At 64.2% G+C, this 18802-nt stretch carries 7 protein-coding genes; all 7 read right to left on the reverse strand.

Annotation, left to right across the window (positions count from 1 at the left end):
* Nucleotides 1–10 precede the first annotated feature (10 nt).
* From N6L25_RS10190 to N6L25_RS10220, 7 genes are read right to left on the reverse strand one after another with little or no spacing between them, the layout of a single operon-like run.
* Complete coding sequence (locus N6L25_RS10190; protein WP_271979843.1) at nucleotides 11–4138, reverse strand: hypothetical protein; 4128 nt, start codon at nucleotides 4136–4138, stop codon at nucleotides 11–13.
* The gene (locus N6L25_RS10195; RefSeq protein ID WP_271979845.1) at nucleotides 4128–9035 is read right to left on the reverse strand and encodes a hypothetical protein; all 4908 of its coding nucleotides are present in this window, start codon (nucleotides 9033–9035) and stop codon (nucleotides 4128–4130) included. The genes N6L25_RS10190 and N6L25_RS10195 overlap by 11 nt, the downstream gene beginning before the upstream one ends.
* A complete protein-coding gene (locus tag N6L25_RS10200) occupies nucleotides 9032–9925 on the reverse strand; it encodes a hypothetical protein (RefSeq protein WP_271979847.1) in 894 nt (297 codons plus the stop codon). The genes N6L25_RS10195 and N6L25_RS10200 overlap by 4 nt, the downstream gene beginning before the upstream one ends.
* Nucleotides 9915–12350, reverse strand: coding sequence for a hypothetical protein (locus N6L25_RS10205; RefSeq protein ID WP_271979849.1), 2436 nt, complete (start codon nucleotides 12348–12350; stop codon nucleotides 9915–9917). The genes N6L25_RS10200 and N6L25_RS10205 overlap by 11 nt, the downstream gene beginning before the upstream one ends.
* Complete coding sequence (locus tag N6L25_RS10210) at nucleotides 12347–15595, reverse strand: poly-gamma-glutamate biosynthesis protein PgsC/CapC (RefSeq protein ID WP_271979851.1); 3249 nt, start codon at nucleotides 15593–15595, stop codon at nucleotides 12347–12349. Before N6L25_RS10210 ends, N6L25_RS10205 begins: the two co-directional genes overlap by 4 nt.
* Nucleotides 15588–15992, reverse strand: coding sequence for a response regulator (locus N6L25_RS10215; RefSeq protein WP_271979853.1), 405 nt, complete (start codon nucleotides 15990–15992; stop codon nucleotides 15588–15590). The genes N6L25_RS10210 and N6L25_RS10215 overlap by 8 nt, the downstream gene beginning before the upstream one ends.
* Before the next feature lie 40 nt (nucleotides 15993–16032).
* Nucleotides 16033–18750, reverse strand: a complete 2718-nt coding sequence (locus tag N6L25_RS10220) for a hypothetical protein (protein ID WP_271979855.1) — start codon at nucleotides 18748–18750, stop codon at nucleotides 16033–16035.
* Between the last annotated feature and the right edge of the window lie 52 nt (nucleotides 18751–18802).

Below are 18802 nucleotides of genomic sequence, written 5' to 3' on the forward strand. Positions count from 1 at the left end.
GCGGACCGCGTCACCGCTTGGCCGAGCGGAAACGCGCCTTCAGCCAGCCGCCCTTCTGGGAACGGTTGAGGTCTTTCAGTTCCAGCGCAGCACGCTCATGGCTGATGCGTTGTCCTGCCAGGTCACGGTAGATCTGGTTGGCTCGTTTACGCCTGCGTACCGCCGCACCTGCGTCCAGTAAGGATTCCACGGCGTCCAGTAGCCGGTCCCAGTGGCGGGAAGATGCGCCAGCCTGATCGTCGGCTTGTCCCATTGCCTCGCGCGCCTGCGCCAGCCGGCTGCGAACGATGGTCAGCTCAGCCTGGATCGCCTGGGTCTGGTTGGATGGTCTGTCGGCAGCCTGATCCAGAATCCGCGCGAGATAGTCGAAGTCCAGCCAGCCGAAGTCTTCCACTGCGGCCAGGCCTCGGGCGCCGATGAGTGCTTGCTCCGGTTCGTCCGCCAACAGTTTCTGGCCGTCATGGTAATGCTGATCCCAAGCCTGCCAGCGGTAGATAAAATCCAGCCCGGTTCCTTTGATGTTCTGCATCCCCATGACATGGGCGTCGAGCCCCGGCGGGGTGTGGTCGATGATGGTGCGCAGGACTTCATCGCCGCGGGCATGGCTGTCCAGGATCACGGTAAAGCGGCGGGCAAACCAACGGTCCAGGGTTGTTCGCAGGGACTCGCGGGTGTCGGTTCGGTCGCGCAGCGCCGTAGCCTGTCGCTCATATTCCTGGAGTTCCTGATGATCCGCCTGCCAGCGCTGGACCACCGCCTCAGTCTGTGCGGTGACCAGCTCCGCTTCGGCACAGAACGTCCGCAGGGCGTCTGCACTGGCGAAATGGCCTTCCGGATTCAGGCCCAACCCGCCTAGCATGGCGGTGGTGCGGGCGCTGGCGTCGCTGGTGGTCGTCGCCACTTTCAGCTGGCGGGCGTAGCGGGCCAGGGTGTCCAGCAGTTCGTCGGCGCTTAGGTTGCCGAGGCCCTCTTCATCGAGTCGCGCTTGCCAGGCGCCATCGATATAGGATTGCAGGCCATCGAGGTTGGTGCCGATAAGAAAATGGTGGTCGGCACTCAATTCCTGTGCCAGCATCCGGGCGAACACCTGTGACCGGGGTACCCGGTCGGCCCGGTTGTTAATGACGGTGGCCACCCAATGCTGCGGCGTGTCCGCCAGGGTGTAGCTATCGAACTGCAGCCGCTTCCAGTTGGCCAGGGCGGCGTGGCGTTCGTTGGCCGACATGCCGTTGATGAAGGTGATGCCTCGCCCTTCCACCTCGACCCGCGGATAGATCTTGAGCACGCCCAGGTCCGGTACAACACGGTCGGCCATTTCCTTGAGCGCGAAATCGGCCTCCAGGCCCAGCTCGCGGGCCATGCGCACCACCAGGGCAATATTGGCGGGATGTTCCTCGTAGGGGAATCGCGCCAGAATGTCCGCCGGCAGCAGCTCCGCTTCCCAATCCTCCACCTTGAGGATTTCAGAGCGTTTGGCGTGGGCCGCTGAACGCAGGAACGGGAACATGTTGTGCTCGGTGGTGATCAGCTTGCTGCGCTTGGGGACGAATTTTTGCATCACCTGGGGTATCTCGATACCGGACGGGCCCTGGATGTCCTCATGGTCGGGGTAACAGTTGGTGATGGTAGCCAAGTCGTCGCGCATCCACTGTTCCTGCAGAATCTGCACGTAACGGGGGGTAAGCCCCATGCATTCCCACAGGAACACGTCGCTGTTGAAGCGCGCGGCCAGCCGGACCAGATCCACCTGCTCCCAGATCGAAGCCTTGTCGTAAGGCCGGAACAGAAACATTTCCCGCAGTTGGCCGTGGGCCGGGCTGTACAGGAACATCGCCTCGCAACCGGTGGTTTTGGACACCACGCTCAGGCCCAGGGCGTTGAACAGGGCGGCTTTGAGGCGCTCGGTACCGGATTTGCCGCGGGTACCCCAGCCTCCGATAACCAGCGGCAGGCTCGCCCGGGCCTTTTTCATTTGCTGGCCCAGGTAGGCATGGCGCCCGAAAAACAGCGTGATGGCGGCGGTGAAGAAGATCAGCAGGTGTTGCAGGTTGTTCTCGTACACCGAGTAGAAATAGTGTTTGAATTCCTGCCAGAACACCGGCAGCGGGGCGAGGCTGGCAAAGCCGGGGAAAAACCGTGTGACCCGGGGGTCGGTCGGGTGGCGTTCGCCGTTGTCGTCCTGATGGCCGAGCAGTTCAAAGCGAAAGCCCAGCTGCTGCAGGCTCGCCAGGTACGCCTCCGGCCCCTGCTGGTGGGAGGACTGCCAGTTGCGTAGCCGGCTCAGGGTGGCGAACCGAAGGGTCAGTGCCAGCCGGGCGCGCAGACGGGGCCAGAGCCCGCTGGGCGGATGTATGCGGGTGATCCCTTCTGCGGTGAACAGCTCGACCGGGCGAGTCGGCCAACCCTGATCGAGGGCGGACAGCAGTTGGTCAGGCAAGGGCAGGTAGGGGCGCCAGTCACCGTCGTCGGCGAAATGGAGCGGTTCGCCGGGCACGGTGGTTTGGCTCAACTCGGCGAGGTGCCAGGCGGGGGCCTGGAGCGTGCCGTGGTAGACCCGACCCTTGGTGTGATTGTAATTCTGGCGCTTGTCGCTGGCACTGGTTCTCAGCTCGTGCAGGAATCGCCAACTGCGAAACTGGTACCGGGAGCCGGCGGTGACCGTAAGCCGGTTTCGACGGCGAACAATATCGTAGCCGTAGCTGTCACGGGCCAGACTGGCAAAAAAACGGCCGAGCTCCTCATTGCTGACCGGCTGGTCGAGGGTGATGCGGGCTCGCTGTTGCCAATGGGCTTGGGTCAGCGGCCGGAACATCGAGGCGGTACGGGCCAGAGGATGTCGATTGGCCCAGATGCGCTCGCGGGTCTGGGCCGCCGCCCGCCGCACCGCCGTGGCTTGATGGCCGGTATGCAGCGCTGCCAGGGCCTGTGCAAGGGCCCGGCTGGTGTCCGGCTCCGGCTCCGGGCCGGTCAGCCAGATGTCGGTCACTGCGGCCAGCGCCGCCTTGACCACCAGGGCCGGGGTTTGCCGGCTCAGGCTGGGTTGCAGCAGGGGCCAGGCCTGGTTGGGGTCCTGGGGTTCGGCCCCGGCGAGCAGTGGCAGGGTACGCAGTAACCGGGCCTTGACCCGGTCGCAAGGGTCGTCGTGGATCAAGCTCGAGACGATCGTCGTGCGCAGGTCGGCAGCAAGCTGTGGCAACGCCTGCACCAGGCACTGGCGTACGTGTTCGCTGCTATCGGCACAACTCTGCCGGTACAACCGGCGCGCAAGCGGGTGCTGTTGTACCGGTACCATCATCGTCAGCGCCCGTCCCCGGAAGAAGATCTGATCTCCCGTTTCCTGACGCTCGAACCGTTGCTGTAACCCCTGCAGCGAGGCCTCGGTATCCAGCTGCAGGGAAATCTGAAGGGCGTGGCACTGGAGCCAGACCGGTTGGTTGGGGTCGTTGCCGAGTCGGTAGCAGTAGTGAATGACTTGCGGCTCGATGAACGCGCCCATGGCGCCGTTGGTCACCTCCAGCAGCCGAGCCAGCAACGTCATCGTTGCCACGGTGATGCGGTGGTCGAGGTGACGGGAAATCAGCCGCTCGATCAAGGTTTGCTGGCTGATCGCATTCAGCGCCGATCGTGGCGTCGGGTCCGGGGTGTGGTGACGGAGGTAATGGCAGAGGTTGGCGCCGAGCCGGTCTACGATAAAGACAATCAGGCGCTCCTCTTCGCTGGCGCGGCGCTGATAGCGATCTCGCAGGGCCGAGGCGTCAAACCAGCGCACCAGGGCCTGACGATCCGCCCTCAGGCCGCGGCGACTCTGGCCCAGCTCCTTGGCATAAGCCAGTTGGTGCTGGTGTCGTTCCTGTTCGCTGCTGGCGTTCTGGTAGCGCTGGCTGAAGGCCCGGTAGCCTTGATTGAGCTGCTCCAGCAAGGTCAGTGATTGACCGGCGCGGTACTCCAGGAAATTACAGATCTGCTGGGACAGCCAGCGTGGCGCACTCATCGACTCCGGCCGATTGCGACTCGAATGCCATGACTTGAATTCCCGGTCAAGTTGCTCCGCCAAGGTCTGGTAAACGCCGCGCCATTCGTCGCTCAGTTCCAACAGCAGGTGTTGCAGACTGGATAATGCAGTGGGATTACTCGACATAATTCAGCTCGTTGTTGGTCACGGTGTGCGCCGCATCGATTTGTTGCAGATCAAAAAACGGGTAGCGCTCGCTGCGGTAGTCGGCAAATCGTTTGGCACCGGGCAGATCCATTTCCAGCGACAGTTTCACCGAGGGCTCGGAGGTGTCCAGATCCATGCCCAGACCCAGGCCCGCCTCCCAGCGCCGGCCCTGAGGACTCCACCAGCGCCAGTCGATGCCGGCACTCAGCAGTTGCTGGGAGTCCGCGGAGCGGCGGTGGTCATCCGCCAGCAGCCAACGTTGCTCCAGGCCCAGGAAGGTGCGGGTGTCGCGACGCCAGAACTGGTCCCAGCCCATGGCCAGGCTGAACCGGTCGGGACTGAGGTCTTCATTGGTCCGCACGCCGGCATCCCAGCGCCAGCGGCTGTCCCGCCAGGGCCGATACACCAGCGACTCCTGCCATGCCAAGCCGTAGCGATGCTGATCCTTGTAATTGGTGAACACGTCGTCATCGAAGGCGCCATCCCGAGAGGGCCGGTCCGCCGACAGCCAGCGGCCAAAGGCGGTCAGTTCGTGATCCCAGGTCAGGTGATGGCCCAGCGGCATGTAGCCCGCCAGCTGCACGCGACCGCTGACGCTTGCGGCGTCCTGGGACGGTTGCCAGTAGCCATCGCCATACAGACCGAGCCGCCAGTGTTGCCGGTCCGGCCGCCAGGTCAGCCACTGCCGGCTGGCGAGCACCTGGCGGTGACTATCGCTGTGGTGGCGAGCCAGGACATCGGACTGCCAGAACAACCGCGAGAACAGCGGATGCTGCTGGTAGCGCCAGCCCAGCTCGAGGTAGCGCTCGCTCTCCCGGTCATCGGGGTTGTCGAAGTTGCGCCGCTGGACCAACTCGATGAAGGCGCCTTGGGTACCGGCATCCCGGGTCTGGCCCTGCAGGCTGTCGGAGACGAAGGCCGCCGGCGTGCTGGCGTTGGCCCGCTGCTGCGGTGTCGCAATGGCGGGGGCCAGCCTTGGCGTAGAGTGGGGCGCTGGCGCGGTCAGGCGGTCGGGCTGATGGCGCAACGAATAGATCCGCACGTAGGGGCCGTCCAGGTCCCCGGCCCGCAGGGTGAGGTAGCCGGCGGCCGGCTGATAATGATAGCGGTGACGCCAGCTCCGACCGTCGTAGCTTTCAAGCCGCAGCCAGGCGGGCCGGTCGAGGAACAGCGTGAGCGGCTGCTGCGGGGTGACCGCGTAGTAGCTGCGGGTTTGCGGTCGGTTGACCGGTTGCCAGGCGCCTTGCGAATCGCGGCGCTCCCAGAGCCGGAAATAGACCCAGTGGCGGCTGGTCGGGTCCGCCAGTTGCAGTTCCAGCTGCGATGAGCCCGCGGGCAGGGTGAATTGCGTCTCCTGCAGCGGTGTGTGTTCGCTGAGGCGACGGCTTAGCTGTGGGTGGCCATCGACCCGGACATCGACCGCCACCGGCGACACTCGCTGAAAGCCGGGTTTATCCAGCCGCAGTTGCAACCGGTACTGACGGCTGCTGTCGTTGTTGACCGAAATGGTGAGCGGTTCCAGGCCGGACAGTAGATGCTCGCTCGGAGCCGGTGGCTGGCCCAGCAGGTCGAAGCGCTGGCGCAGGAACGGCGAGGTCGGCGGCCAGAGTGAGGCATCGAAGCGTTGGGTGCCGGCGCTCTCCAGGATCAACTCTTCGCGGACCCAAAATTGGCTGTGGTTGATCCTGGCCAGCCGCCGCTGAATGGTGGGCTGCCCCGGATAGCGGGCGCCGAGCGCGTTGCTCTGGGCGATCAGTTCCGGCCGCGAGGCGAACTCCTCCGTCATCAACACCTGGGCCAGAAACGCCGATACCGCCGCCGCCGAACCTTCGAGCGGCTGGTGGAGGGGCTGTTCGAGAGCGGGCCCGGCCATGTCGCCGGGGGCCGGCGCCGGCGAGAAGCCGATGTCGGCGTCGGTGACGGTCGCGGTGTCGCCGTCGGCTTCGATGGCAAAGTCGACGCATGGAACGCTGATGGCGGTGAGTGGCCGCGCCCAGGCCGGGGCGAGTGGCGCGATCACTTCGGGTAACGCCCGTTGTTTGGGCCCTGCCGGTGGGAGCGGGGTATGGCACTGCGCCGGGGCGTGCTGTGCCGCCCAGTAGGGCGCGCTGAACCATTCCGGCGTGGCGAGCTGGAGCTGCACCAGGGCAGGGTGCTGTTGCGTATTGAGGGCGAGTTGGTGGCGACCGGGACCCAGGGTAATCCGCACCGTTTCCACGCTGCCAGGGTATTCCTCCGCACCGATCACCGCGTGCCGGTTGAATACCCCGTTGTTGATGATCGGAAACTGATAGCGCTGGCCATGGTGGTGGATGTTGAGCCAGTCATCCAGACGCTGGTCCCGCAGCCGATGCAACGGCGCAACCTTGACCTCCAACTGGACCGGACCGGTGACCGTCACCGTCAACGGGGCGTCGGGGCGTACCCGTTGGCGCTGGTAGAACCGGTCAAGATCCGGGTTGTAGACCTGAACCCGGTCGACCTCGCCAGTAAAGCCGGCGCGCCAGTCCTGCCAACGCCAGAGACCGGCGTAGCTGGCATTGAAACTGGTCAGCCAGGCCGACGGCGTGACGGTTGCCTGGGACGGCTGCGGCCGGGTCAGCGCCGCTGGCTGTCCCGCCGCAGGTTCGTCGGCCTGCGGGGGTTCTGCCTGGTTGGCCTCGCTCCGGTAGAGCGCCCGCCAGGCCTCACGCTGGGGATCGTCGAGACGTTCGCTCAGCTCACTGAAGGTGAGCGGCCAACGGGCCTGGATGGCGGCCTTGAGGGCCAGCTCCGTCATGGCGCCGGCTTGCTCGGGCGAGGCTGGCGACTGCCGCAGCACCAGGGCGATCTTGAGCGCTTCGCGGTCGTAGCCCAGCCGATACAGGGTATCCGCCAATTGCGGCAGCACCGAGCGGTCACCGTGGCGAACATAGGCGGTCGCCAGCAGGGTCTGCAGCGGGTAGGGGCTGTCGGCGTGGGCCAGGGTCTGCACCAGATAGTCGAAGGCCTGACGCCGAACCCGCGCGTCGCGGGCGTAGACATACAGGCCCTGGGCGTAGTTTTGGGCCAGGTGACCAACGTTTTCCCGCTGCAGCTGGTCGAGGCGTTGCAGTGCCTGCTCGGGGGCCAGCTGGCCGAGGGGCGGCGACAGATCATCGATAAAACTGCGGTAACGCAGGTGCAGCCAATCCCGGAAGAACTGGCTGTCCTGTCTCAGCAACGTAGCGGCATCGTCGTCGGCGGGTTGCCGCCAGCTCCGTTCAAACGCGGCGGGGCCCAGTTCCCGCAGATGGTCCCAGAACTCCTGCTCGGTAAACCGGGCCCGCCGCGCTTCCCGCAGCGAGGCCCTGAGCCAGGCACTGCCGGTTTTGGCGGTGATCCGCACGCTACGGACGCCCTCTGGCAGTGGCAGTCGGATCTGGTTGACCAGGGCCCGGTCAGGTCGCCCAGGCTGGTGGAGGACTTGCTGGCTCTGCGGCGTAAAGCGCCAGTCGCCGCGGCCGAGGGCCTGGTCCGGTTGAAAACGCAGGACCTGTTGCTGGGTGCCGTAATCAACGAAGAGGTGCGTCGCTCGTTCCGGCCGGGACAGCGTGAGTTCCAGCTCGGTCGGACCCTGGGTCTCGGGCATGGCCAGATCGACTGGCTCCTCCGCCACCTCAAAGAATGGTTCGGCGCCGGCCTGGCCGGTGTCGGCGGCCAGGAACCGGGTGTCGTCCCGTGGCGTCAGCGCCAGCTCGGTCTCCAGTCCCAGCAACTGGCGTTCCGGCGCGCCGCCGGCCGGCCACAGGCTTCGCTCCTGGGTATACTGTCGGCGGAACAGGTTGTCCTCCAAGCCCTGCTGCCAGCGGCTAATGCCCGCGGTGTCGAAGCTGGCGGCCGCCAGCTGAGCGGCGCCTTGGTGACCGTCCAGAACCGCCTGCACCGCCGACTGGCGCTGCTGTTGCAGCAACAACAGGCCGTCGCGGAGCTGGGCCAGGGCCTGGGGCCAGTCACGCCGGTCACCGCTGACGGAACTGCTGCGGCCGTGACGGGCTTCCAGCAAGCGGAACCAGAGCTCGCTGTCACTACGCAGGGTCACGCGATGGCGACCCTGGGGCACCCATAGATAGCGTTGCTCCTCCAGACTCAGCAGCAGTCGATCCTGGCCGTCGCTGTAGCGGTGGCGAGTGTCACTGGTGAAGTGCAGGTAGTGGCGCTCCGCCGGCTGATTGTTCAGCCGCACCGACACCCGGTTGCGTCGAGTGTTGGACAGGGTGTTGCGGGTTTGGCGAAAGGCCAGGCTGTATAGGGCTGGGCCCTCCACCTCGAAGGACTGTGGCAGGGTATGGGGCAGGCGGTGATAAGACTGCAACCGGGCCTGGGGGTGTTGGCGCAGGTGGACGGCAGGCAGCGTGTCGATGGCTATCGGGTGCCATTCGAGCGCTTCCGGCGTGGTCTGATAGTGGCCGCTGGCCACGGCAAAGGTCAGCGCCCGCTCGCCCTGATTGCGGATCAGGATGTCCCGATCGCCGGCCAGGGGCACCAGGCTCACGGCGGTGCCGTCGGCGTTCGGTCGACTCAGGGCGAGGGGATAGAACCAGCCGCGATCGGCGGATTGCAGTATCTCCAGCTCGGCAAGTGAGGCTTTGACCGCGTGATCGGACTGAAGTCGGATAAAGCGGCCGGCCGCCAGCGGGAAGCGGATACCTTTTCCCCGCTCCAGGGTAACGATGGGGCCGGGGTAAGTGTCCGGATGTGTGGAGATGTCATCACCGGCAAGGTCGGACACCCATTCCCAAACCAGCGGTGGCGGCGGGAACGGCGCCCCGCTCTGGTGAGCGGGTACGATGGCCGCGCTGGGAGCGGTGACCAGCAGGACTGCGGCAGTCAGGAGCCAGCGACTCATTGGATTCATGGGCCTTCCAGTCTGTGCAAGCAGGTATTGAATAGAGACCGGGTTTGCGGGTCCGACCGCAGCCGTTCCCGAACCTCCCGCGCCAGCTCCAGGTGGACAAAGCGGCCATGGCCCAGTTGTCGCAGCAACGCACCCTGGGTGTTGGTGGTGCCGCCGAGTTCGCCCACCTCCAGCGGGTAGCGGCGCACCTGCCAGGGCCCGTTTTCCATCAGACAGCTGGCCACTTCCTGGGCCGCGGGCAGCAGCCAGCGCTGGCCGCTACTGACGATGATGTCCGCCGACCGGCCGGCCGCCGAGGTCCGTTTGTCGGCCGCGAAGCCGTGCAGCTGAACCACGCTGCCCTGGGGGTGATGGCGCACGAACGCCCGGGTCAGCGCGGCGAACGGGGTGTCGTTGAGGTGGGCGATATCGGCGTGGCCGCTGCGGCCGTCGATGGCGGTTCGGCGATGGGCACTGTTCAGTGCGAGCACCGCCATGTCGCCATTGCGGAACAGCTCAATGGCCAGCTCGCCGGTGTGACGGTCGTAAAACTGATGGGGCGCTTGCAGCAGCAATGACGAGCTGGCGTTGCGTCGAATCAGGTAATGACCGATACCGTTGCCCTCGGCATCGCTGAGCAACAGCACCCCGTCATCCAGCGCATGCCAGCGCAAGCCCAGTGCTTCGAGGCTCTGGCGGACCGCCGCGGTATCGGAGTCGGCGTCCGCGCGCAGCAACGCGTCGAAGCCCTGTTCCAGTTGGGCCAGCTGGCTGGCGCTGAGTGGCCGGTAGTGCTGCGCCGGTTGCCGCAGGCTGGTGGCGATGGTCTCGACGTCGAGCGAGGTGGCGCCGACAGGCGTTATCCACAGCCCCAACAGCAGGGCCAGGAGCGGTATTGGCTTAATAGCCATCGAGGGACCTCCGGAAGAAACGATAGCTTTGGCGCTGGCCTTCGCGAATGGTGTAGGCCGCGACGAGTCCGGGTTGCTCGGTTTCCGGCCGTACCGTGATCTGGTAACGACCGGCGGGCAGATCTTCGCCGAGCGGCACCGCCACCGTGACCGGCGTGCCCCAGAGCGCAGAGCGAGTGCCCAGCAAAAGCGTTTCCTGCTGCGCTATGGCGAGTTCGAAGCGGCGGTTGAGGATGGTGTAGTCGGACAGTACGGCGTTGCTGCGCCGTACCCGGTCAAGACGAACCTGCACCGGGTAACGAGCTGCCCCGGGTGGGGCGATCAGATCCAGGTTCACCACTTCCCGTTCGTCGGTCTTATCAATCACGAAACTCAGGCCAGAGGGCGGCAAGCGGTAGCTGGTGCGCTGCAGGTAGCCAGAGCCTTGGTCAGGACGATTGTGGTTGATGTACCACTGGCCGGATGCCTGGATGGTTAGGGTATGGCGTCCTGCGGAGGTCATGGGCAGGGAGAACCGGCCGGAACGGCCGGCGATGCCGCGCCGCAGCCAGATCTGCCCGTCGCGGAACACGGTGACGGTTTCCGGCTCGGCACTGGCGCGCCGATAGATCAGCTCCGGGGTGAACCCAATGCCCGGCTCCGGGGCTTGCAAGGTCAACGTCGTCGGCCCGCTGGGCAGTGCCCGGAAGACGGTGCCGACCGCGGTCTGGCGCAAGGGACCCCGCACCTGGTGTGGGAACAGTACTTCCCGCTGCAGCGCTGGCTCTGCGGTAGCCAGCGCCTGCCACTCGTAGTCGCCACTGAGCAGGGCGGGATTGCGCTCAATGGGCCGGAAAAACCACTGCAGTGACGCCTGCCGCTGCCGATCCTGCGGTTGCCGGAGCGATTGCATCAAAAACCAGCTGGGCAAGCGTGCCTCGTAGTCCTGCCACGGCCGGCGTTCATCGGGAAGTCTGCGTTCCAGCGCCAGCTGGTCCAGCCGTGAATAAGCGGTCACCAGCACCGATGTGTTACTGCTGATCCGGAGCCGGTGGGCCTGTGCCGGTGCATCCAGGTAAACGCTCTGGCGATCGGAAACCCGGCTTTGCGACGGCAGGTCACTGAATCGCACGTAGTGACTTGGCGGAGCGTCGATCGGCTGCCGGTAATGTGCCAACACCTCGCCCTGGCGGTTTTCGACGGTGATCTGGATTTCGGCGGCGGGGGCGGAATCACCCAGCTCTGGGTGCAGGTGGGTGCGAAAATCGAAACGCACCGGTTGGACCTCGGCACTGTCGGCATTGAGCTGGAAATGCAACGGCTGCTGCGGCGCGGCGATGTCTGCCCGCAGGTAGTTCTGCGGTGGCGTCAGCTCCGCGCCGGTCTCGTCATCGAGCAGACGGACGCTAACCGGCGCACTGGGGACGATCTGCACCAGGCCCGGATCGAGGGTGCCCGACCAGGTCAGGGTCGACGTTTCTGCGCTGAGCAGTCGCTGTTCAATCTGCAAATCCGAGTTGCGTTGATGGCTGAAATTGACGGTGATCCGGGACGCTGCGTGGTCAACCGGTTCCACCTCGAGCCGATAGCGGCCGGGGTTCTCGTCCGGGATCGCCAGTGTCACCCAGTTGTGGGGGTCCGCGTACAGACCTGGGGGCAAGGCCAGGCTGGCATCCCGGGGCGGGGCGGGTGGCACACTCAGGGTGTAGAGGGTATCACTGGTAAAATCATCGCCGCTGATGCCGTCGGGTCCCAGGGGTAACCAGCGTGCCATCAGGGCGTTCTCGATCTCGTAGGGGCTGATGAGGTGCGTGGGGTAAATGTGGCCACGCAACATGCGCTCTTTGGTGGGTTTGGACAGCCGCTGCCAGTGTCGGCTGGCGGCCTCCCGTGGCCGGATTTCCCGGGCGCTGACCTGCACCCCGATACGGTTGTCCGAGTCCGGGAGATACTCGGCCCGCAGCTCCAGCGTGGCGGCGGCCGGCGTTTGGGTGAGATCCAGGAACAGGTTTTCCGCCGCGCTGGCGATCAACCCGGTTTGGTCGTAAAAGCGGGGCGGAAACTCGCCACCGTCGGGAAGCTCGCGGTGCGGCAGGACCACCGCCTTGTAATGATAGCTGCCGTCTTTCAGCGTGCTGCCATCGGCGTCGACCAGCCGATAGGCCAGCGCAAAGCGGTTCAGCGCGCCTTCACCGGTTTGCTCCGGGCGCATTTGCAAATGGGACAGAATCCGCAGGGTTGGTGTGTTCTCGGTGAGGGAGAATCGCAGCCAGCGCTCGGAATCCAGCCAGAACACGGTGCTGCGCTCGGCCTCGTGCGGCAGCAAAGCATTGGCATTGCCGTTTTGGGTCAGGCGGCCGATCGACGCCGCCAGATGCTCCTGATACAGCGGCCAGCCAACCAGCAGCAACAGGAGCAGCGCCAGTACTCTGCCAAGGGCCCTCATTTCTGCTTCTCCTCTTGCGTGACCAGGAAGGCGTCCCGCGCGCCGATGAAGTCGCGGGTAGCCTGCCGCACCGTGTCGCCGGCTGCGGCCTCGGTGGCGGTTGGCAGGTGGCGGATCTGCGGGCTGCTGGGTCTCAGGTTGGCGATCAGCACTACCCGTTTCTGGTGCCCGTGCACGGTAATGAAGGCCTGTTGGGTATTGAGGTCCACCAGCCGGGTAAACTCGAAATCCGGGTGTTGCTTGCCGAGGGTGTGGAGGAAGCTAATGTTTTCGCTGTGCTGGTACGCCCGGATTGTGGCCATCAGGCTGTCTAGAGCGGGCCTCGACGCCTGGCCTGAGCCGTGGCGCTCGACGAAGGCCGGCAGGGAACCCTGCTGGCTGGCAATGTTCGCGGCGCGGAACTTGGCGAGTTGCTGGCGATCGTTTTCCTGGGAACGGAACAGGCGGCGGGTATCCGGTGTCAGCCAAAGGCTGGTAACGTCCTTGTTTTCCGCCACCCTGAGATACAGGCTCTGGGCATTGAGCGAGGTTTCATAACCCAGTGTTTCGGGCTTGCCTTCCACTGGCGCCACCGTCAGTCCGAGCTGGCGCAAGCTGGACTCAATCAACGAGCGCCGCTGCTGATTGTGCAGGCCGTAATATGAGGATACCAGCACATCGGCGGAGCTCTGATCCATTACCCAGCTACTGCCCAATGCCCGGATCTGTGCCACTTCCATCGGTTGCGCACGCAGCTCCCGCTGCCACACCTGACTGACCAGGTTGAACAGGCTCTGCTGGTTGGCGGGATGGGAGACATCGGCGCTGCCATCGGCATTGGCATGGGGGTGAGTGCCGGAAATCATCAGCACGCCCGCGCCACTGTCTTCGAAGAAGGTGGAGCCGAATTCAAAGGTATTGAGTTCGTACAGCGGATGCGGGACCTGCACCATCAACGGCGATGCCGGACCGAGCCGGAACACGTAGATACCCCAGTAGCGGGCTGGCTTGCCAGGAGTTTGTTCGGGCTCCAGGATCAGGTAATTGGCGCCGGTTTCGATGTGCTGATAGCGCGAAATTCGATAGCCCTGGCTGCGAGCCAATATTGAAAGCCGAATCAGCCGCCGTTCGAAGCGGTCGTCCCAGCCTTGTGGCAAATCGGCGTGAATCAGCTCGAACAGAGGCGACAGCACCAGTTGGTCGAAAAAGACCAGGGTGCCGATATCTGGCGCGACGTAGCGATTGGTGCCAGCTCCGGCAATCAGCGCCTTGTTGTCGCCGAGCCAACGCTGGAGGTAGCCGTCAATCCGTTCCTGCTGACGCTGGGTGGTCAGTTCGAAGACATCGCCATAGGCGATCCAGCTGCGTAGATCCTGCGCGCTGATGAATAGCTCGGCGAAACCGCCCTGCACGGCGTCTCGCTGGCGATTATTCAGTGGCGACGGTTGCCAGTGGATTTCCAGCTGCTCGGTGCGTTGTTTGATGCCTTTCAGATTGAGGTCGGAGGGTAGACTCCGGGTGACCCAGAGCGTGGACAGGGTAATCTGTGCGTCCAGGGCCAGGCTGGTATCCCGCAGGCCGAACAGCGGTCGGGCGGTCGCCGGTGTGTAGCCCCTCAGCTGCAGCACGTTGTCCTCGGCGAACACCCGATGGAAGGCCTGGAACACCGTGGCCGGATTCAGCAGCGCATCGCCGGCGCCATCCGGACTGAGGAAGCGCCTGGTGCCCGGCATCGCGAGGGCGCGGGTGCGATCCTGCAGGAACATCCAGATGCCGGCTTCGGCGGCGGTGCCCTCATCCAACGGCGCGGGCACTTGCAGCAGCAACTGGCTGTCGGGCTCCAAATGGAGGAAATAGGCACCCCAGCCCCGTTCAGGCTGTGCGTCGTAAACCGCCAGCAGCTGCTCGTTGACTCTTTCCAGATGGAACTGAAGCGGGTTGAGCAGGGACGCGGCACGCTGCAGCTCCGCCTCCGTTCCCTGTTGGGTAAACGCGCGCAAGGCTCTGAACCCGGTTTCGATCTGGTCCAACTCGATGGGGGACGGTGCCTTGAACACCCGGTTTTGTTCGGAATCGTACAAATCGGCGTAGCGCTGATGGACGTAGTTCAGCGGTTGTTCGACGCGAACCCGGGTGACGGTGGGTTCCAGGTTATCGGTGCCGATCAGGGCGTGGCCTGAGGGGAGCAGGGTCAAGGCAAAGCCGATGGCACTGGCAGCCAACACCGCCACCAGGGAGGTTTGCAGTGAGGCGCGGGTGACCAGTGCGGCAACGTCTTTCTGGTGCATTTTCAGCGCCATCAAGGTCGCCAGCAGGTAACCAAAACCATAGTAATCGGTGATCTTGTGTTCCGGTTGCCACTCGATCAGGGCGAAGCCCAGTACGATCTTGTAGATAAAGCTGATGGTGAAAAACAGCAGCAGCAGGCGGGCACCTTCGATGTTCCGGTGGCGCAGGGCCGGTGTGGTGAGCAGCAGGCGGGCCAGGAAGTAGATAACGAAGGTTTCCACGAAGGTGGCCAGCAGCTTGGCCGGCTGGTACCACTGCAGGGCCAGCAGTGACGGCACCAGAATGCCATTGTATTCCCAGCCATAACGCAGGTTCATGCGGGAGGCGAGGAAGGCCGAGGTCAGCAGGATGATGTAGGCCTTGGGGCTCGCCAGTATCGAGCTGGCCAGATCCTCGTACATGTAGCTCAGGGTGTTGATGTTGAAGTTGGTGAACTCCATCAACACAAATCGCACCAGCACATAGGTGATGCCCAGATACAGGACCAGGGCGCTGGCACCGAAACGCAAGCCGCCGTTCCAGAACTGGTTGGCGATCAGCGCCACCACGATCAGCCCGAAGCTGTGCAGGTTATTGCGGACGCTGTAGTCGTAGCCCCGCTCGGCAAGCAGCTCCTCCAGCCAGGGAAACGCCGCACCGTCGAAGGCCAGCCGGACAATGATGCTGAGCAGCACCAGGGCGAAGAAACGGTCGCGACCGAACAGTTCGGCATAGCCCAGGGCCTTGGGCAGCTGCTGCGCCAACAACCGGGCCAGCAGGTAAGTCACCAGCCCCTCGAACAGCACCACGAAGCCGCTGATGGGGCGAACGATCAGCAGCGGGATCAGATAGCCCGGCACCACCAGGCCGGACAGGGTGGTACCAAAGCGCAGGTTGAGAAAGGCCACCACGCAGACCCCGACCCAGACGGTGGTGATGACCGAGCTGGACAGTCCTCCGGTAGGAAACAGTTGCAGTGGAAACAGGGACTCAATCATGCAGCGCGGTCAGCATCCTGAGCAATCGGTCGAGTTCCTGCTGCGTCAGCGGCTTGTGAATCATTGCCGAGAACTTGAGGTCTCCGAGTACCTTGCGGATCTCCTCCTCACGCAGGGCGCTGATCACCACTATCGGTAACTGGGGGCGATGTGCGTTCAGCCAAGCGATGAGCTTGCTGCCATCCATGACCGGCATGAACAGGTCAACGATCACCAGGTCGATGTCCGGGTGGGCTTTGACGGCGGCCTTGGCCTGCAGGCCATCGGCTGCGCTGACCACTCTGGCGCCGGTGGTGGCCACCAGCTCTTCCAACAGCGCCCGGATCAGCTCGTCATCCTCCACCACCAGTACGGTGGGCTGGCCGGAAGGGGCTCTGCGGTATTCATCTGTGTGCATATCGGCCTTCGAAGATCAGAGTTAAAAAGAGAGGATACCGTTATGGCGCCGGTTTGTGATCCTTGAACGTCAGTGGCATGAATTCCAGATGGAAGCTAAAACCCTTGCCCACGGCGGCGGACACCGAGCCGGTACCACCCCAGTGTTCCAGCGCCTTGAGCAGGCCCAGGGTTTCCTCCACCGGATCGTCACTGTTGAGCAGTTCGCTGGCAGGCTTACTCTGGATGGACTCCAGCGTTGCCTGGGGCAAGCCGTAGCCAGCGTTTTCCACACTCAATGCGATCAGGTGCCTGGGCTCGGCGAACTCACCCAGAGTGATCTGGATCTCGCTGCCGGGCATGGCATCGTTGCTCAACAGGGTGAGCATCCGGCTGATCAGCAGGCGCAACACGTCGGGGTCGGCCCAAATCAACGAGGCGATGAACGGCCAGTCCCGTGTCACCTTGAGGCGCTTTTCATTCAATGTCTTGTCGAGGTCGGTGATGGCGTCGTCGACCAATCTGACCAGGTTAATGGGCACCGACGATTTCAGCGCCAGGGTGGTGTGGGTTTCACCCAACTGGTCCTCGATGTGGTTTATGGCGCTGTCCATGCCGGTCACGGTCTGCTCCAGAGTGTCCAGCAGGCGTTCTCCACCGGCAGTCCCCTGGACCTCGTTGGCGGTCAACCGGGCGGTTAGGGTGATGCGGGAGATCTGGTTGCGCACATTCTTGAACAGCTGGCCGAACAGGTCGTCGCGGAAGCCGAGTGCGTTGCGGGTCTGGCTGATATCGGTGAACTCGAAAGCCAGACCCAGGAGCTTGAAGGGGGTAACCCGGCTGGGGGACACGGCGGTCTCCAGCTCACTGTCCGCGGATTTGATCGGGCGAATGTATAGAAGCAGACTGTGATAGCCCGCCAGTGGCCTGATGGGCAGGCGTACCTCGGCGCGTTTCAGGGTTGCGTGACGCAGCTGGCTGCGGGCATCTTCCAGCGGCAGTTCGCACAGATCACGAATCAGGTCGACGGCGGTCACATTGTAGAGGGACAGGCCGCTCTGCGCCACGATGTCCCTTGCCCGTTCATTGGCCTGCAAGATCTGGCCAAACAGATCGTACAGGATGGCGCCGGCATTGAGGTTGTCAAACACCGCTTCCAGTGTCAGCAAACGGTTATCCAGCAAATCCAGCGCCGAGCGTAGCTGGTCGTGGTGATCCCGCCCGGCTTCCAGCGCCAGCATCCGGCGCCCCAGGCGATTCTGGCGCAATTCCTGCTCTTGCAGCTGCTGGCGATGATAGAGCAGTTCGCTGATCTGGGCAGCGAAACTTGCCACGTTGGCCTCAAACGCCTCCTGACTCCACTGGCCTTCGGGGGTCACCGTTAAGGCCCAGAACCCGAGAATGTCGCCGGCGTAGATCAGCGGCGTCAGGTACTCCCGCTCCTGCTCGCCGGTTGCGTTGAAAAACGGTCGTTGCGGCCGCAGGGGACCGCGACGCTGCAACGCATCGCTGTAGGGGGATCGTTCGTAGTCCCGGCGTTGCTCACCAATGTCGTCGATGCTGCAGTTGAGGGCCTGAATCTCCCGAACCCGGTGATCCTTTTCAACCCGCTCCAGCAGGATGGAGCGATTAAGGTTGAGCTGCTGATTGATGAACACCACCAGTTTGGGCCAGGGTGATTCGGCGTCATTAAAAGCTTCGGGAATGTAGCGTTCAAAGAGCGTGGCATTGGTTTCTGCCAACATGCGGGAGATGGCTTGGTCTTCCTTCTGTCGCTTGGCCTGGTAGAAAAACAGCAGCGACGCCAGCTGGGTGACCGCCAGGTCCACCACCGGCATCACCCGCGCCCCGTATTGCAACAATACCCAGCCAATGGCTGCGATCAGTAACGTGCTGGCCAGCAGATAGGCCGCCCCGTAGGCCGGCGACAGCCATTGAAAAATCAGCAGGTTAATCGTGAACGCCAGGATGACCGCCAGCAGCGGCAGGACACCGGACGGTAGTTGGAGGCCGGCCTGGTTGGCGGCGGTGGTCCAGATCAGGCCCTGCATCTCCAGCTGGTTGAGCGGCCGTGCGTTGCCCGGTACCGGGTAACCGGGCTGGCTCTGCGACTCCGGCGAGCCCAGTAGTACCACCCGCTGCTCCACCAGCTCACGGACGACCTCGCCGGCCAGCACCTGCTGCTCCGATACCGAAGGTAAGCGGTTGAAGAAAAATCCAAAGTGGATGTACAGCGGCTCTGCGCCGGCAGTGGGCAGGCCGGCCAGCTCGGCAAACCAGGGCCGGATTTCGTGGCGCTCACCGCCCAGTGTCAGGGTGGCCCGAGTCGGCACCGACCGGAAATAACCGGCTTCGAAGCTCGGCGGCAGTACCCAGTGGGTTCGGCCCGGATCAGCCAGCGGCGCGCTGGCGCTGAAGGTGGTCGGGCCGGTGACCTGGACGGGGTGGGTCACCATGAGCCGGTCGCCGGCTGTCCGGCTGCGTCCGTTGTCAGACGCCGCCGCTGCTGGCGACGGGGGGAGCAGAACGACCTCGTGGGCGCCGAGACGGTTGAGTTCCGCCGCCAAGGCGTGACGCCGCTCCTCGGAGAGCGGCGCTGACGCGGTGGTGACCAGCAGCACCTGCTCGACCGGCTCGGCGCTGATGGCGCCGATGTTAAACAGCCAGTCGCTGTACAACAGGTTGCCGGTGCGCCAAAGGCCGGTGGCGGAAGCCGCCACCAGCAGCAGTAGCATCAGGAGGCTCAGGGTGATGATGCGTCTGCTGTGGACATAGGTCATGGCTCAGTTTACATCCGTAATGAATCGCCCTGGCTGGGCCAGGGCGGGGCTG

Source organism: Marinobacter sp. SS21, from assembly GCF_028369065.1.
In the GTDB taxonomy this organism is placed as follows: Bacteria; Pseudomonadota; Gammaproteobacteria; order Pseudomonadales; family Oleiphilaceae; genus Marinobacter.

Bases quoted from the DNA above. Each gene is read 5' to 3' on its own strand.
- N6L25_RS10200 (WP_271979847.1), bottom strand. From the start codon at position 9,925: ATGGCTATTAAGCCAATACCGCTCCTGGCCCTGCTGTTGGGGCTGTGG.
- N6L25_RS10210 (WP_271979851.1), bottom strand. From the start codon at position 15,595: ATGATTGAGTCCCTGTTTCCACTGCAACTGTTTCCTACCGGAGGACTG.
- N6L25_RS10220 (WP_271979855.1), bottom strand. From the start codon at position 18,750: ATGACCTATGTCCACAGCAGACGCATCATCACCCTGAGCCTCCTGATG.
- N6L25_RS10205 (WP_271979849.1), bottom strand. From the start codon at position 12,350: ATGAGGGCCCTTGGCAGAGTACTGGCGCTGCTCCTGTTGCTGCTGGTT.
- N6L25_RS10190 (WP_271979843.1), bottom strand. From the start codon at position 4,138: ATGTCGAGTAATCCCACTGCATTATCCAGTCTGCAACACCTGCTGTTG.
- N6L25_RS10195 (WP_271979845.1), bottom strand. From the start codon at position 9,035: ATGAATCCAATGAGTCGCTGGCTCCTGACTGCCGCAGTCCTGCTGGTC.
- N6L25_RS10215 (WP_271979853.1), bottom strand. From the start codon at position 15,992: ATGCACACAGATGAATACCGCAGAGCCCCTTCCGGCCAGCCCACCGTA.